We start from the raw sequence: 14,781 nt of genomic DNA on the forward strand, positions 1-14,781 counted from the left end.
GCGGTCAGCGGGTTCGGGGTTCGAGTCCCTGATGGCGCACAATCCGAAGACCCCCTCCAATCCGGAGGGGGCCTTCTGCGTCAGCCGTCTTGCGCACAGTTCACGGTCTCGCCGGAATCGCTTGACCTCGACCTCTGTTCACCCTTGAGGATGGCGACATGACCTCATTCCGTGCGGATGCCCCTCTCCGCGTCGCCCGCCCTACCCGCAACATTGCCGCCGCCGAGCGGTTCTGGGTCGAGGGCATCGGTATGCACATCCAGTGGCGGACCGACAACACCACCAGCGGCGGCCACGAACTACTCATGATCGGGCTTCCCGGCGCGGCCTGGCATCTCGAGTTGGTCGCCGACCCGCACGCAGCCATCGCCAACCCACCCGGACCTGAAGACCTCCTCGTCCTTTACCTTGCAGGCGCGATTCCAGCCGAGCTCGTGAATCGAGCCGTCTCCTGCGGGGGCACCGTGGTCGAGCCACGGAATCCGTATTGGGCCCGATGGGGTGTGACGCTGCGGGACCCGGACGGATATCTCTTGGTGCTCTGCACGCGAGACTGGCGCCCCGACGCCCGCTGACCGAGCTCGAGTCCTGACGCGAGACCGAAGGCGACGGCCGTGATCACGGTCGCAGAATTGAACCTTCTAAATTTACCTACGCTAAGTTAAGCTTCGATCGAGCCTGGGGAGCAACCACCTCACCTGCCGCCCGCAGCGTTCTCCCCAGGCTCTCACCCAGGTCGGGACGGCGGGGCCGGCGAGTCAGTCGGCCTCGTCATCCTTGCCGGCGCCGTAGCCGAAGGCCATCGCGAGCGCGATGCCGAGCGCCAGCCCCACACCGATCCCGACGGCCGGATTCCCCAGCGCCGTACCGATGCTCGCGCCGATAACCACACCGACCGCGAGGCCGAGCGCCAGCTTGTTGTAGCCCTTGTCGCCCCACGGTCCGACGGGCCGTTCGTCGCCGGTCTGCGCGCCGCTGTCGGGCCGGTCACCGTCGTCGCTCACACCCGCACCGTACCGGCCCGGGCCTCCTGGCGCCCGGTAGAATCAGGAGCAATCGGTCTCGTGGACCGAACCCGACTGAGCCTTTCTGGAGCTGAGCCATGCGCAACCGTGCCGCCGTGTCCCGACGCATCCCGACGGCGGTGACGGCGCTGGCCGTCGCCGCCGCCCTGGTCGCCGGCTGCACGTCCTCCACGGGCGCCGCGGCGCTGCCGGACGAGAGCCAGAAGATCACCGACTCGACGCCCTTCTTCGATCTCCTCCGCCCGCAGATCACCTCCAGCGTGCGCAGCGGGACCCTCGACGTGCAGCCCGGCGTCCCCGTGAAGGTCACCGCCAGCGGTGGCGTGCTGACCCGGGTCGTGATGACCAACGCGGACGGCAAGGAGGTCTCCGGCAAGCTGGCGGACGACGGCCGTTCCTGGAGCAACACGGAGCCGCTCGGCTACAACAAGACCTACAAGCTGCGGGCCGAGGCCAACGGCATCGGCGGCGTGAACGTGGCCAACGAGACGTTCAGCACCCAGTCGCCGAACAACCTCGCCCAGGCGTACTTCACCACCGCCGACAACTCGACGGTCGGCGTCGGGCAGACCGTCGGCGTGAAGTTCGACGAGCGCATCGCCGACCGCATGGCGGCGCAGCGCGCCATCAAGATCGTCACCGACCCGCCGGTCGAGGGCGCCTTCTACTGGATCAGCCCGTCCGAGGTGCGCTGGCGCCCGGAGAGCTACTTCAAGCCCGGCACCAAGGTCAGCGTGGACGTGAAGATCTACGGCGTGGACCTCGGCGGCGGCACCTTCGGCCAGAAGGACGCCTCCACCCGGTTCACCGTGGGCGACGAGGTGGTCACGACCGTCTCCGACAAGGACAAGATCGTCCGGGTCACCAAGAACGGCAAGCTCATCAAGACGATGCCCACCTCGATGGGCGGCCCGGGCAACGAGACCCCGAACGGGATCTACCTCATCGGCGATCACCGCGAGAACATGATCATGGACTCGTCGACGTACGGCGTCCCGGTGAACTCCCCCAACGGCTACCGCACCCTGGTCGACTACGCCGTGCAGATGTCCTACAGCGGCATCTACCTGCACAGCGCCCCGTGGTCGGTGAATCAACAGGGCTACACCAACGTGAGCCACGGGTGCCTCAACGTGAGCACCGAGAACGCGCTCTGGTTCCTGCAGAACACCAAGCGCGGCGACATCGTGAAGGTCACCGACACCGCGGGGCCCACGTTGGAGGGCACGGACGGACTAGGCGACTGGAACGTTCCGTGGTCCGTCTGGCGTGCCGGTAACGCCAAGTCCGCCGGTTAGCTCCTCGCCCGCGTCCGCGGCGCCGACGGTGACCGTCGGCGCACCGTCGGGCAGCGGGACCGCCCCGGCGAACCCGGGGCGGGCCGTGCCGACGAAGGCGCGCAGCCAGTCCCGGAGCACCGCGACCCGGTTGCCCATGCCCGCCAGGTAGTACAGGTGCACGGCCAGCCAGCCCGCCCAGGCGACGATGCCGGTGAGACCGGGCAGGCCGAGCGGGGGCTGGATGACGGCGTGCGGGGTGTCGATCATCGCCATGCTGCCCTTGTCCAGGTAGCGGAAGTGCGTGCCGGGGCCCTTCGTGCCGCGGATGATGTCGGCGGCGTGCCGGCCCTGCTGCATGGCGACAGGGCTCTGCCCGGGCAGGCCGTTCAGGCTGGTCATATCACCCAGGGCGAAGACATCGGCCCGGCCGCCGACCGTGAGGTCGCGGTTGATGAGGAGCCGACCGTCGCGGTCGGTCTCGCAGCCCGTGGCCTCGGCGATCACGCCGGCGAGCGGGGTGGCCTTGACACCGGCCGACCAGACGACGGTGCCCGCGGGGATCTCGCGCGCGGCGCCGGCCTTGTCCTTGACGGTGACGACGTCGTCCTCGATCGCGGTGACGAACGTGCCGGTGTGCACGGTGACGCCGGCCTTCTCCAGCGCGGCGCGGGTGTAGCCCGAGAGGGTGCCGCCGTAGAAGGGCAGCACGTCGTCGGCGCCCTCGACGAGGTGGATGCGGATCTCGGCGTCGTCGTGGAACCGGCGCGCGAGCTCGGCGACCTGGCCCGCGACCTCGACGCCCGTGGCGCCCGCGCCGACCACGACGACGGTGCGCGCGGGGCCGGCGGCCGGAGCGGCGAACGCGGCCCGCAGCCGCTCCCGCAGGTTCTCCGCGTCCTCGAGCGTCTTCAAGGCGAAGGTGCGGTCGGCCCACTCGTCGTGGCCGAAGTACGCCTGCGCGGCACCCGCGGCGACGATCAGGTAGGTGTAGCCGATCCGCTCGATGCCGTCGGCCGTGGCGTAGGTGACCACCTTGCGCTCGGCGTCGACCTCGGTGACATAGCCCGTCACGACGTCGACGGCACGGCGCCGCCGCAGGACCTCGGCGATCGGCGGCGCGATGCGCTCGCCCGCGGTGACGCCGGTGGCGACCTGGTACAGCAGGGGCTGGAAGAGGTGGGTGCCGTTCGCCGAGATGAGGGTGGTCTCGATGTTCGATTTGGCGAGCTGCTTCGCGGCGGCGAGGCCGCCGAATCCCGAGCCGATCACCACGACGTGGGTGCTGCGCATGATCTTCTCCTCCTTCGAGACGTCGTTGTCTACTACCAGTTTGGTGAATGGGTGACTGCTCTACAAGCTGGTAGATCGCCATCCTGATGATGCGAACCATCTCGTTTGTTCATATGATGGCGGAATGGAGTTCCGGCAGCTCGAGTACCTCGTCGCCGTGGCCGATCACGGCGGCTTCTCCCGCGCGGCGAAGCAGTGCTTCGTCTCGCAGTCGGCGGTGAGCCATCAGATCGCGACCCTGGAGAAGGAACTCGGCGCCGAGTTGTTCGAGCGCACCGGCCGGAGCGTGCGGCTCACCGACGCCGGCGAGTCGCTCCTCCCCCGCGCCCGGGAACTGCTCCGGCAACGCGACGAGGCGATCGACGCGGTGCGGCCCCGGCCCGACCGCATCCGCCTCGCCGCGAACATGTCATTCGCGCGCTCCGCGCTGGCCGCGGCCGCCGACGTGCGCGAGCGGCACCCGGGCGCGGAGATCGACTTCCTCATCAAGCCCTTCGCGCAGCGGATCGCGGCGGTGAAGTCGGGCGAGGCCGACCTGGCGCTCATCCGCGGCCGGCTCGACGAGCCGGGGCTCTATCTGGAGCCGCTGTGGGTCGACAACCCGCTCATCGCATTCTCCACGCGGCACCCCCTGGCCGCGCTCGGCAGGCCACCGTCGACCCGGGAACTGGCGCAATACCCTCTACTCCTCCCACCCCCGCACCAGCAGGTACTGCTGCACCGGCTGGCGCAGAAGGTGTTCACCGCGGACGGACTCGAGGTGCTCCTCGGCCCCGAGATCCGCGACGACCACCCCGTCGCCTTCGAGCTGATCAACCACCCCGACGGATGGACACTGCTCTACGAGGACCCGCGCCAGCCCGGCATCGCGAGCAGGCCGGCGCCGGGCTTCACCCTGCCCGCCTCCGCGGTGCTGCGGACCGACGCCACCCCGAACCCCCTGGTCGCGGAGCTGCTGGTCGGACTGTCGAACGGATACCGCCGAGCCTGATCCGACGCTGCGCCGTCACCCCCCGCCGCCGGGGCGTGCCTCGGTCCGGGCGGGACGCGGTCAGGGCTTGCCGCGGAAGCGCTTGGTCACCTCGGTCGGGACCGCGAGCACCCGCTCGGCGACGGTGACCGCCGCCCCCGGCACGGACAGCAGGGCGTTGAGCTTCTCCAGCGCCGCGTCGGTCTTCTCGAGCGTGGCGGAGAACCGGGCCGTGAGCTTCTCGAACTCGTCGAGGTTGCGGCTCACCCGGGCCACCGTCTCATCGAAGGTCGCCATGGTGGTGCTCATGTTGTCCATGGTCACCGCCATGCCCTCGAGCATGGCCGTGGCCTGGTCGATCGTCATGTCCGCGTTGAGCGCCGCGCTCGCCAGGTTGCGGATGCGCGCCCGACCGCGGCCACCCGTGCCGCCGGAATACCCCGAGCCCTCGTCCTGTGCTGCCATGCCAGCTACGGTAACCGGCATGACCACTTCCGCGCGCCTGCAACCCGGCACCCCGGCACCGTCGTTCACCCTCCCCGACCAGGACGGCAACCCCGTCTCCCTCGCCGATTACCGCGGCAAGCGGGTGGTGCTGTACTTCTACCCCGCGGCCATGACCCCGGGCTGCACGAAGCAGGCGTGCGACTTCCGCGACAACCTGTCCGACTTCGCCGACGCGGGGCTGAGCGTGCTGGGCATCTCCCCGGACAAGCCGGAGAAGCTCAAGAAGTTCGTCGAGCGCGATTCGATCACATTTCCGCTCCTCTCGGACCCGGATAAGCAGGTGCTTACCGAATACGGGGCCTTCGGTGAGAAGATGATGTACGGCAAGACCGTGACGGGCGTCATCAGGTCGACGTTCGTCATCGACGCGGACGGGAACATCGAGGTGGCGCAGTACAACGTGCGCGCGACCGGGCACGTCGCGAAGTTGCGCCGCGACCTGAAGCTCTAGAGAGGAAGCCACCCACGTGGAACGCACCATCTACTCCGAGGACCACCTGCAGTTCGGCTCGGCGGTCCGCGACTACCTGCAGAAGCAGGTGCTGCCGCACGCCGAGCAGTACATCGATGACAAGCTGATCTCCCGCGACGTGTGGCGCGGCCTCGGCGAGCAGGGCGTCCTGGGACTGGAGATCCCGGAGTCGTACGGCGGCGGGGAGGCGGAGGACTACCGCTTCAACGCCATCGCGCAGGAGGAGCTGGCGGCGCTGTCCATGGCCTTCGCGAGCTCGGTGGGCATCGACTTCGACATCACGACGCCGTACATCGTGCGCCTCGGCACCGACGAGGCGAAGCAGCAGTGGCTGCCCGCCATCGCCGCCGGCGAGGCCGTCGCGGCGATCGGCATGACGGAGCCGTCGGCCGGCTCCGACCTGGCGGCGATCAAGTCGACCGCGGTGCGCAGCGGCGACGACTGGATCCTCAACGGCTCCAAGACCTTCATCACCAACGGCTACACCTGCGATGTCGCCGTGATCGCCGCCAAGACCAACCCGGACGCCAAGGCGCGCGGCATCTCGCTGTTCGCCGTGGACTGTTCGCTGCCCGGCTTCGAGCGCGGCCGCAAGCTCGACAAGGTGGGCCAGCCCGAGGCCGACACCGCGGAGCTCTTCTACTCCGACCTGCGCGTGCCCGCGAGCGCCCTCATCGGCGAGGTGGACCGCGGCTTCTACCACATGATGGAGAAGCTGCCGCAGGAGCGCATCGGCTCCGCCGTCGGCAACGTCGCGCACGCCAAGCAGATCCTGGCCGAGACCATCGAGTACGCCCGCGAGCGCAAGGCCTTCGGCGCGTCCATCGGCTCGTTCCAGCACAACAAGTTCCTGCTGGCCGACCTGGTGACGAAGATCGAGATGGTCCAGGCCTACGTCGACCAGGCCGTCGTCGCGCACGCCGAGGGCACGCTGACCGCCGTCGACGCCGCGAAGGTCAAGTACATCTCCGCCGAGATCCAGAACCAGGTGCTCGACTCCTGCGTGCAGCTGCACGGCGGCTACGGCTACATGCGCGAGTACCGCGCCGCCCGCGCGTGGATGGACGCCCGAGTCACCCGCATCTGGGCCGGCTCCTCCGAGATCATGAAGGAGATCATCGGGCGCGATCTGGCGCTGTAGGACTCGAGTGCGAAGGGCACCGTCGGGATCGCCGGCGGTGCCCTTCCGCGTTCGTCAGCCGTCCATGATCTCGGCGAGGACCGCGCCGGCGCGCAGCAGCGCGAGGTACCGCCTGTCGACGTCCCCGATCCGGGCGTCGAGCGCGTCGAGGGAGGCGGCCGTGTCCCCGAGCTCCCGCAACGCGATGACGGCCCGCCGGACGTCGGGGATCCGATAGCCCGCGGTACGCAGTTCGGCGACGATCCGGGCGATCCGCACCTCCGGCACCGGATACCGCCGCGCCCCTCCGCTTCCCCCGGACCGGCGCGGTGCGAGCAGCCGTTCGCGTTCCCAGTAGCGCAGCGTCGAGGCCCGGACGCCGATCGCGCCCGCGAGTTCCGTGACGGTCAGCTCGTCCGAGGCGGCCGGTGCTGCCTCGCCGGCCGCCTCGCCGCTGACCACCAGCAGCGCACGCCGCGCCGCGAGCGCGTGCTCGCGCTCACGGCGCAGGTCCGCGTGGGCGTCGGAGACCACCGCGAGGGCGTCGTGCGTGGTCGCGCCGCGCGCCGCGCGCAGCACCGACCGTGCGCGAACGGGGCCGACCGCCGCGGCCAGGTCGCGATAGGCGCGCAGATCGCGCACATGTGCCGCGGAGTACCTGCGGTAGCCGTTGCCGGCACGCGGCACCGGCCCCAGGACCCCGTCGGCCTCCAGGACCCGCACCTGCTGCACGCTGTATCCGGTGGCCGCCGCCACCTGCCCGGTTCCGAGAGCCGCCACCACCAACCCTCCATAAGCACTTCAACGACATACTTCAACCATGAGTATGCAGCAGATCATCGACAGCACCCGCGCCCTGAACGGCGTCGTCGAGCTCGCGCCCGAGCCCGGGAGCACCTTCCCCGAGGTCGCCTGGGGAGATCATTTCTTCTACTACTCCCCCGACGGCTCGATCCCGCAGCGCGGCCAGCCCTTCGCCACGATCATCACCAAGAACTACCCCGACGACGACCGGTGCGGCCTCGACGCCCCTGACCGGTACCGCGTCAACGTGCACGTCGGGCGCGCCCGCCTCGCCGAGCTCGTCGACGAGGCCGACATGGACTACGCCACCCCCGACCGCGTGATCGGGCACCCGCTGTACGCCCGCCAGGGCTGGATCGCGGTGGTCCGCCCGGGCGAGCGGACGCTCGACCTGCTGACCGGCCTGATCCGCGAGGCACATGCGGCTGCGGCCGCGCGCTTCCGCGGCTGAACGCTCCCCCGCGGCATACCGGCATGCGGTGGACCCAAGCCGCCCCCACTTCATGGCAGGCGTCCTACGCTTGGCTCTGTGGCGATCGACTACAGCGTGCCGGGACCGTTGACTGGCCTCGGTGCCATTCCCGCCGACGCGCTCGCGACGTTCGACACCGATCCACTGGCAATCTGCTTCCCTGTGCGTGGGTTGGTGGTCCAGCCGACCGCGATCGACGCACGCGGCCTGCCTGACGAGCGCCTGGCGGAGAATCAGATTCGACCTGCCGCAGACCTCGTCGCCCGGCTTCTTGACCTCGCACCGACGCGCCTCGCCGAGCCGCGAGATCCACGCACGCGCATCGTGGGCACGTGCCGACATTTCGCAGTAATCGCGTGCGCCCTGCTCCGTCATCGAGGTATCGCAGCACGGGTACGCTGCGGGTTCGCGACGTACTTCGAGGAGAACGCAGCGGTTGACCACTGGATCACGGAGTACCGCGCCGCCGACGTCGACCGGTGGGTTCGCCTCGATCCAGAGATTCTCGGTATGAACGTAGTCACGCACCCCGAGGATCTCGCGCCAGGCCAATTTCTGTCCGGTGGCGAAGCGTGGGTGGCCTTCCGGCGCGGGGAGGTCGCCCCGTCGAAGTTCGGTGTGTCCGGCACCGAGAACTGGGGAGCAGCCGAAATACGAGGCAACCTCGTCAAGGACCTCGCTGCTCTGAACAAGGTCGAGATGCTCCCGTGGGATGAGTGGGGGCTAATGACCGAGGCATACCACGGACGGACAGGATCCGCGTACGACCACCTGCTCGACGAGGTTGCCGCGGTGTGCTCAACCGACGACACAACCGCGATCGCCGCGCTCTACGAACATCCCCATCTCCGCGTACCAGCGGCAATGGTCGGCTGAGGCTCAGATGCTGTGACGGGGTATCCGCAGTCGCCCGGGCACAGGACCCGAGGGGCCTCCCCTACCCGAAATCCGTAGGCTCGGCGCATGGGCGAGTACGCGGGCACCGACTTCTACTGCGACGTCGCGATTCCGCGGCGTCGACAACTCGTAGTGACCTATGAGGATGAGGATGTGCTCGCCTTCGAGCACACCCGACCGTATTGGCAGACCCACCTCGTCGTGGTGCCCACATTGCACGTCGGATCGCTACTTGAGCTGGAGCCCGGGGACTTGGCCGCAAAGCTGCTCCTGGTCGTGCAGGACACGGCGCGCGCAGTCGTTCGCCGCGCCGGAGCAGCGGCGGTCACCTCCAACCTCGGCGACTACCAGGACTCCAAGCATCTGCACTTCCACGTCCATGCCGGAAGGCGGCTCGAGTAGCGCTACGGCGCCTGGGCACCGACGCCGAACGACGGAGGGCACCGCCGGGAATCCCGACGGTGCCCTCCGGACCGGTTCGGCCCGCAGCTACAGCGCGGCCTCGATCACCGAGATGATCTTCGGGCGCAGGTCCGCGGCGGCGATGATCTCGTCGACCGAGCCGACCTCGACGGCGCGACGGATGCTGTGCACCCCGTCGAACTCGGAGGCGACCTCACCCAACTTCTCGGCGCGGACGGAACTCCGCACCTCGTCGAGCTCGGCGAGCAGCGCCGCGCGCTCGGTGCCGGTGGCCTCGGCCACCTGCGCCTCGAGGTCCTTGACCCGCGCATCGTTGCCGGTGCGCGCGTTGACCTCGCCCGAGAACACGACCGCTGCTGCGGGTGCGCCGCCGAGCACCGAGGCGAACGAGCCCTCGATGGCGAGCACCGTCATGTTCGGGTTCAGCTGCTTGGAGAACACGACGAACGCGCCGCCGTGGTAGCGCGAGATCACGCAGAAGACGATCGGCCCGGAGAAGTTGACGATCGCACGGCCGATCTCGGCGCCGTACTCCAGCTGGAGCTTGCGCAGCGACTCCGGCGAACCGTCGAAGCCCGAGAGGTTGGCGAGCACCACCAGCGGGCGGTTGTCGCTGGCCGCGTTGATCGCGCGGGCCGCCTTCTTCGACGACTGCGGGAACAGCGTGCCGGCCGTGTAGGTGTCCGGGCCGTCGGTCGCCGGGAAGCCCAGGCGCGGCACCGACTTCGACTCGATGCCCAGCAGGCAGACCGGGATGCCACCGATGTGCACGTCCTGCACCACTGCGGTCTCGGCGTCGGCCATGCCGGCCCAGCGCTCGAGCACCTCGTGGTCCTGGTCCGAGAGCGCACGCATCACGGTGCGGATGTCGAAGGGCTTCTTGCGGTCCGGGTTCTTCTCCGCGGAGAAGATGTCGCCCACCGTGGTGAAGTCGCTGTCGGCCAGCACGTGCGGGTACGTCGTGATGTCGCGGTCGGCCGGGTCCGTGGTGGCGGCGCGGCGCGGCGCCAGCTCGCCGGGCGCGATGTAGGTGTGCGCGTAGTGCTCCATCAGGATCTTGTGCGCGCCCACCAGGTCCGGCGCCCAGTACTGCGCCTGGCCGTTCGGGCCCATGATGCGGTCGTAGCCGCCGATGCCGAAGTTGTCCTCCGCCGAGACGCCGCCGGAGAAGTCCAGCGACTGCTTGCCGGTGAGCACCATCGCCGACTCCGGCGTCATGATCAGCACGCCCTTGGTGTGCATGAGCATCGTGGCCTCGGCGTTCCAGTACGGCTGAGCGCCCACGTTGATGCCGGCGGAGACGATGTTGATCTCGCCGCCCTGCTGGGTGAACTCGACGATCTTCTTCAGCGCCGCCGCGACCCAGTCCATGTTCTCGGTGCCCGAGTCCATGGAGATGCGGGCACCCGCGGAGAGCGCGTACCACTCGACGGGCAGCTCCATCCGGTGCGCGAGGTCGATCGCCGCGCTGATCCGGCGGCACTCCGCCTCGGCGAGCGCGCCCAGCGACTTCGTCGGATCGCCCAGCAGCAGAACGCGCTTGACGCCCTCCGGGTACAGGTCCGTCGCCGTGGAGACGACGCCGACCACGATGCCCGCGGTGTTACGGCCCTTCGGCCGGTCGGTGGGCACCAGCACGTCGGCGATGTCGCCCTCGGCCAGCTCGTACTCGACGAAGTCGCCCAGCGCGGCCGTCAGCTCGTACGGGTACACGGTGTTGCGGCTCGCGGCGCGCAGCACCTTCTGGCGGTAGCCGTCGATCGGCTCGACGGTGTCCTCGATCGGCTCGCCGATGTGCAGGTCGGCACGGCCGGTGGGGCTGAAGGACACCCGCACCTCCGTCTTGACCAGCTCGCCGGTCGCCGCGTCGCGGCGGCGGCCGATGAGCAGCACCTCCTCGAGCCCCGCACCGACGGTGGTCGACTCGATGTGCCCGGCGAGCGCCTCGAGCTCGGCGTCACTGAGATCCACCGGGGGCCAGATGTACATGACGATCCGGTTGGTGGGCAGGCGCTTCCCACTCGGGCGGGCGGCCTGCGCCCGGCGGATCGAGTCCACGCACGTCGCGAGAGCGATCTCGGCGGTCGGCAGCGCCAGGAGGCGGCCGTCCGCGTCGCGCACGGCAGCCAGGTCGCGGACCTGGGCGAAGGCGACGAGCCGGTCGTCGGCCGGGTTCTCCTTGGCGACGGCGCGGTACAGGTACACCTCCTCGTCGTCCGACGAGGTGAGGCGCGTCAGGTCGAAGCGGCGCAGCCGCTCCAGCTGCATGCGCTGCGCGATGTACGGGTGCAGGCCGCGGATCAGGCGGTCCTCGACGACGCCGTTGGTGGCGGCGCGGAAGGTGAAGTGGTGGTGCATGACCGCGCCGCCGCTGCCCGCGACGGTGATGGTGACGCGGCGGACCTGCGCCGGCAGCGGGTGCGCCGACAGCACGCTGTCGAACGCGGCCACCATCTCGTCCTGGTCCTCGGGCTGCTGCTCCCAGCTGAGGTAGATGTCGGCGTCCACCGACGCCGCGCCCTCGGCGACCTGCGCCAGCCCGGCGACCGCGTCGCTGAGCCCGTCGTAGGCGACCGCGGCCGAGGCGAGCAGGGCACCGTCGCGCTCGGCGACGACCCACTCCGTGCCCGCGACGTCCTGCGTGCGGACCTCCGTGAGCCCCTTGTTGCCGTAGTACCGGCGGGTGAGGACCTCGAGCATGACGGCGTTGTCGGTGGGGTGATCCCCCGCGAGCCGCTCGCCGAGGAGCAGCACGAGGGGCTCGGTGCTGCGCACCATCTCCGCGATCCGGTCGGCGCGATCGGCCGCCGTGGGGTTCTGATCGAGGTGCGACAGGTGCGCACGGACCGCCGAGTACACGCCCTCGCGGTTGCTGCGCAGCAGCGGCTGGCCGAACCACGCGAAGACCACGCCGCGGGCGAGGTCGGCGATCACCGGGTAGCGCGACTGCGTCGCGTCCATGAGCCGCTCGAGCACGGCGCGCGCGTCGCCGCCCTCCTCGACCGACGGCGCCGGTTCGCGCAGCCACTTGCGCAGCAGCGCCGTGATCACGCGGACCCCGACCTTGGGCCGCTGCTGCGCCAGGAACACGCGGAAGACGGCCGACTCGAGGTCCGGGGTGCGATCGAGCTCGGTGACCCCGTAGTGGCCGAGGGCCGCGGCGAGCTTGGCGCGGTACGAGTCCGGCAGGCCGGCGCGGTCGGCGTCGAGGCTGCGGAGGTAGGTGTGGAAGTGCTCGCGGGGGCTGTGCACCTCGTCGTCGCTGCTCACCGAGCGGCGCAGGCCCAGCTCGGCGAGGTCGGCGAAGACGTTCGCCAGCGCGAGCTCGGCGGCGGCCGGCGCGGCGCCCTCGAGCTCCGCGGCCACGCGGTCCACGAGGTACTCGTCGAGCAGACGGCTCTCGTCGGCCGGGTCGACGTCGTAGCCGAGCAGCTGGCTGCGCAGGGCGTCGCGGCCGGCGGCGGCGCGCTCGACGGCGCCCACCTGCGCGGGCTCCTCGGGCAGGTCGATCGGGCCCGCCGCCGATCCGGCGGCGTCCTCGGCACCGTCGCCGAGCGGCTCGAGACGCAGCAGCGGTGCCCCGGCCTCGACCTGGCTGCCGACGGTGACCGCGCACTCCTTGAGGCGCGCGGCGAACGGCGCGCGGAGCACCGTCTCCATCTTCATCGACTCGAGCACGAGGATCGGCGCGCCGGCCTCGACCTCGTCGCCGACGGCGAGCGGCACGGCGACCACGAGCGCCGGCGCGGGCGAGCGGACCACGCCACCCTCGTCGCGGCTGACGCGGTGGGTGACGCCGTCGACGTCGACCACGTGGACGGGACCGTGCGTGCCGGTGGTGAGCCGGTACCGGACGCCGTTGACCACGGCCTGGCCGGTGTGGTTGTCGAAGCGCTCCAGGTCGACATCGGCGGTGCGGGTCTCGGCGCCGGTATCGATCACGAGCCGGAAGCTGTGCGCGCCGGTGCGGGCGACGCGGACCCGGTAGCTCGCGCCGCGCAGCTTGAAGTCCAGCGGCGTGCCGCTCTCGTGCTGCACCTGCGGGCGACCGCCCGAGGCCGTCGTGAGCAGGCGGGTGAGCTCGGACCGCTCCTCCTCCTCGTACGCGTCGATGGCGGCGGAGGCCAGGGCGACGGACGTGTGCCGGTCGGCGACCAGGCGGCCCTCGCCGCGGACCCGGTCGATCCAGCCGGTGTCGGCGCTGCCGTCGATCACCTCGGGCTGGTTCAGCAGGTCGAGCACGAAGCTCTTGTTGGTGGCGCCGCCCTCGATGATGACGCGGGTCTCGTTCATGGCACGGCGGAGGCGGCCCAGTGCCTCGTCGCGATCCTTGCCGTAGGCGATGACCTTGGCGATCATCGAGTCGAAGTCGGCGGGGATGGTGTCGCCCTGCGAGACGCCGGTGTCGATGCGGATGCCGGGGCCGGCGGGCAGGTCGAGCAGCGCGATGCGGCCGGGCGCCGGGGCGAAGTCGCGGTCAGGGTCCTCGGCGTTGAGGCGGGCCTCGATGGCGTGGCCGCGCTCGACGGGGCGCTCCCCGTCGAGCTTGCCGCCCGAGGCGACGTGCAGCTGCGCGCGCACCAGATCGAAGCTGTTGGTGACCTCGGTGATCGGGTGCTCCACCTGAAGGCGGGTGTTGACCTCGAGGAAGGCGAGCAGGTCGTCGCCCGGGTGGTACAGGAACTCGACGGTCGCGGCGCCCCGGTAGCCGACCTTGATCGCCAGCCGCTCGGCCGACTCCTTCAGGCGCTTCACCTGCTCGGCACCGAGCACCGGCGATGCGGACTCCTCGATGACCTTCTGATTGCGGCGCTGCACGGAACAGTCGCGCACGCCGAGGGCCCACGCGGTCTCACCGTCGGAGATGACCTGCACCTCGACGTGGCGAGCCCCGGTGACCAGGCGCTCGAGGAAGACGACGCCGCTGCCGAAGGCGCGCTCGGCCTCCTCGCGGGTGCGCAGGTAGGCCTCCTCGAGGTCGGCGTCGGAGGCGACCATGCGGATACCGCGACCGCCGCCGCCGGCGGTGGCCTTGAGCATCAGCGGGTAGCCGATGTCCTTCGCCTTGGCCTTCGCGTCCTCGAGCGTCTCGACGGGGCCGCGGCTCCACGGCGCGACGGGGACACCGACCTCCTCGGCGATGAGCTTGGCGCCGATCTTGTCGCCGAGCTGCCGCATCGCCTCGGGGCTCGGGCCGACGAACACGACGCCGACCTCGGCGCACTTCTCGGCGAAGACGGGATCCTCGGCGACGAAGCCCCAGCCGACCCACGCCGCGTCGGCGCCGGTCTCCTGCAGGGCCTTGCCGAGCAGCTCGTAGTTGAGGTACGGCCGCGCCGCGGCGGGACCCAGGTTGTACGCGATGTCGGCCTCGCGGACGAAGGTCGCAGTGCGGTCGACGTCCGTGTAGAGGGCGACGGTCTCGATCTGCTGCCCGGTCTCGGCGGCCAGGTCGCGGACCGCATGGATGAGGCGCATGGCGGCCTCACCTCGGTTCACGATGGCGATTCGGCTGAACACT

The 14,781-nt window shown here is 70.3% G+C and carries 13 protein-coding genes; 8 read left to right on the plus strand and 5 right to left on the minus strand.

Going from position 1 to position 14,781, the window contains the following annotated elements; genetic code table 11:
- The first annotated feature begins 158 nt into the window (after positions 1–158).
- Positions 159–575, plus strand: a complete 417-nt coding sequence (locus ELY19_RS00605) for a VOC family protein (protein ID WP_126194471.1) — start codon at positions 159–161, stop codon at positions 573–575.
- A 183-nt stretch (positions 576–758) separates the two neighbouring features.
- Here the strand turns inward: ELY19_RS00605 and ELY19_RS00610 are convergent, their stop codons facing one another.
- Positions 759–1,004: a glycine zipper domain-containing protein gene (locus ELY19_RS00610; protein WP_126194472.1), complete on the minus strand. Its 246-nt coding sequence runs from the start codon at positions 1,002–1,004 to the stop codon at positions 759–761.
- Positions 1,005–1,102: 98 nt separating this feature from the next.
- Here ELY19_RS00610 and ELY19_RS00615 point away from each other — a divergent pair, with 98 nt between their 5' ends.
- Positions 1,103–2,323, plus strand: a complete 1,221-nt coding sequence (locus tag ELY19_RS00615) for a L,D-transpeptidase (protein ID WP_126194473.1) — start codon at positions 1,103–1,105, stop codon at positions 2,321–2,323.
- Here the strand turns inward: ELY19_RS00615 and ELY19_RS00620 are convergent.
- Positions 2,261–3,595: an NAD(P)/FAD-dependent oxidoreductase gene (locus ELY19_RS00620; RefSeq protein ID WP_126194474.1), complete on the minus strand. Its 1,335-nt coding sequence runs from the start codon at positions 3,593–3,595 to the stop codon at positions 2,261–2,263. The genes ELY19_RS00615 and ELY19_RS00620 overlap by 63 nt on opposite strands.
- A 124-nt stretch (positions 3,596–3,719) precedes the next feature.
- On the opposite strand from ELY19_RS00620, the gene ELY19_RS00625 reads away from it, so the two are divergent.
- Entirely contained in the window at positions 3,720–4,586 is an 867-nt protein-coding gene (locus tag ELY19_RS00625) for a LysR family transcriptional regulator (protein WP_126194475.1), read from the plus strand.
- A gap of 60 nt (positions 4,587–4,646) precedes the next feature.
- Here ELY19_RS00625 and ELY19_RS00630 read toward each other — a convergent pair whose 3' ends face one another.
- Positions 4,647–5,030, minus strand: coding sequence for a hypothetical protein (locus ELY19_RS00630; protein WP_126194476.1), 384 nt, complete (start codon positions 5,028–5,030; stop codon positions 4,647–4,649).
- Positions 5,031–5,049: 19 nt separating this feature from the next.
- Here ELY19_RS00630 and bcp point away from each other — a divergent pair, with 19 nt between their 5' ends.
- Positions 5,050–5,523 carry a thioredoxin-dependent thiol peroxidase gene (bcp, locus tag ELY19_RS00635; protein ID WP_126194477.1) on the plus strand — a complete coding sequence of 158 codons (474 nt, stop codon included), beginning with the start codon at positions 5,050–5,052 and terminating at the stop codon, positions 5,521–5,523.
- Between the two features lie 16 nt (positions 5,524–5,539).
- Entirely contained in the window at positions 5,540–6,685 is a 1,146-nt protein-coding gene (locus ELY19_RS00640; protein ID WP_126194478.1) for an acyl-CoA dehydrogenase family protein, read from the plus strand.
- A gap of 54 nt (positions 6,686–6,739) precedes the next feature.
- Here the strand turns inward: ELY19_RS00640 and ELY19_RS00645 are convergent, their stop codons facing one another.
- On the minus strand, positions 6,740–7,444 hold the full coding sequence (locus ELY19_RS00645) for a MerR family transcriptional regulator (RefSeq protein WP_322745655.1): 705 nt from the start codon (positions 7,442–7,444) through the stop codon (positions 6,740–6,742).
- 40 nt (positions 7,445–7,484) lie between these two features.
- Between ELY19_RS00645 and ELY19_RS00650 the strand changes: the two genes are divergently transcribed.
- The 3 genes from ELY19_RS00650 (at position 7,485) to ELY19_RS00660 (ending at position 9,239) form a co-directional block, all read left to right on the plus strand.
- Positions 7,485–7,919, plus strand: coding sequence for a DUF6194 family protein (locus ELY19_RS00650; protein WP_126194480.1), 435 nt, complete (start codon positions 7,485–7,487; stop codon positions 7,917–7,919).
- Between the two features lie 78 nt (positions 7,920–7,997).
- Complete coding sequence (locus ELY19_RS00655; RefSeq protein WP_197715959.1) at positions 7,998–8,816, plus strand: transglutaminase-like domain-containing protein; 819 nt, start codon at positions 7,998–8,000, stop codon at positions 8,814–8,816.
- Positions 8,817–8,903: 87 nt separating this feature from the next.
- The gene (locus ELY19_RS00660; protein ID WP_126194481.1) at positions 8,904–9,239 is read left to right on the plus strand and encodes an HIT domain-containing protein; all 336 of its coding nucleotides are present in this window, start codon (positions 8,904–8,906) and stop codon (positions 9,237–9,239) included.
- An 87-nt stretch (positions 9,240–9,326) separates the two neighbouring features.
- Here the strand turns inward: ELY19_RS00660 and ELY19_RS00665 are convergent, their stop codons facing one another.
- Positions 9,327–14,780 (minus strand): ATP-binding protein, encoded by a 5,454-nt coding sequence (locus ELY19_RS00665; RefSeq protein WP_126194482.1) that lies wholly within the window; start codon positions 14,778–14,780, stop codon positions 9,327–9,329.
- Position 14,781: the final 1 nt, after the last annotated feature.

Origin of the sequence: Tsukamurella paurometabola (genome assembly GCF_900631615.1) — a bacterium.
GTDB classification, from domain to species: Bacteria; Actinomycetota; Actinomycetes; order Mycobacteriales; family Mycobacteriaceae; genus Tsukamurella; species Tsukamurella paurometabola_A.

Excerpts from the sequence above, each read along its gene's own strand:
- ELY19_RS00620 (WP_126194474.1), bottom strand. The coding sequence starts at position 3,595 with ATGCGCAGCACCCACGTCGTGGTGATCGGCTCGGGATTCGGCGGCCTC.
- bcp (WP_126194477.1), top strand. The coding sequence starts at position 5,050 with ATGACCACTTCCGCGCGCCTGCAACCCGGCACCCCGGCACCGTCGTTC.
- ELY19_RS00615 (WP_126194473.1), top strand. The coding sequence starts at position 1,103 with ATGCGCAACCGTGCCGCCGTGTCCCGACGCATCCCGACGGCGGTGACG.
- ELY19_RS00605 (WP_126194471.1), top strand. The coding sequence starts at position 159 with ATGACCTCATTCCGTGCGGATGCCCCTCTCCGCGTCGCCCGCCCTACC.
- ELY19_RS00650 (WP_126194480.1), top strand. The coding sequence starts at position 7,485 with ATGAGTATGCAGCAGATCATCGACAGCACCCGCGCCCTGAACGGCGTC.
- ELY19_RS00660 (WP_126194481.1), top strand. The coding sequence starts at position 8,904 with ATGGGCGAGTACGCGGGCACCGACTTCTACTGCGACGTCGCGATTCCG.
- ELY19_RS00625 (WP_126194475.1), top strand. The coding sequence starts at position 3,720 with ATGGAGTTCCGGCAGCTCGAGTACCTCGTCGCCGTGGCCGATCACGGC.
- ELY19_RS00630 (WP_126194476.1), bottom strand. The coding sequence starts at position 5,030 with ATGGCAGCACAGGACGAGGGCTCGGGGTATTCCGGCGGCACGGGTGGC.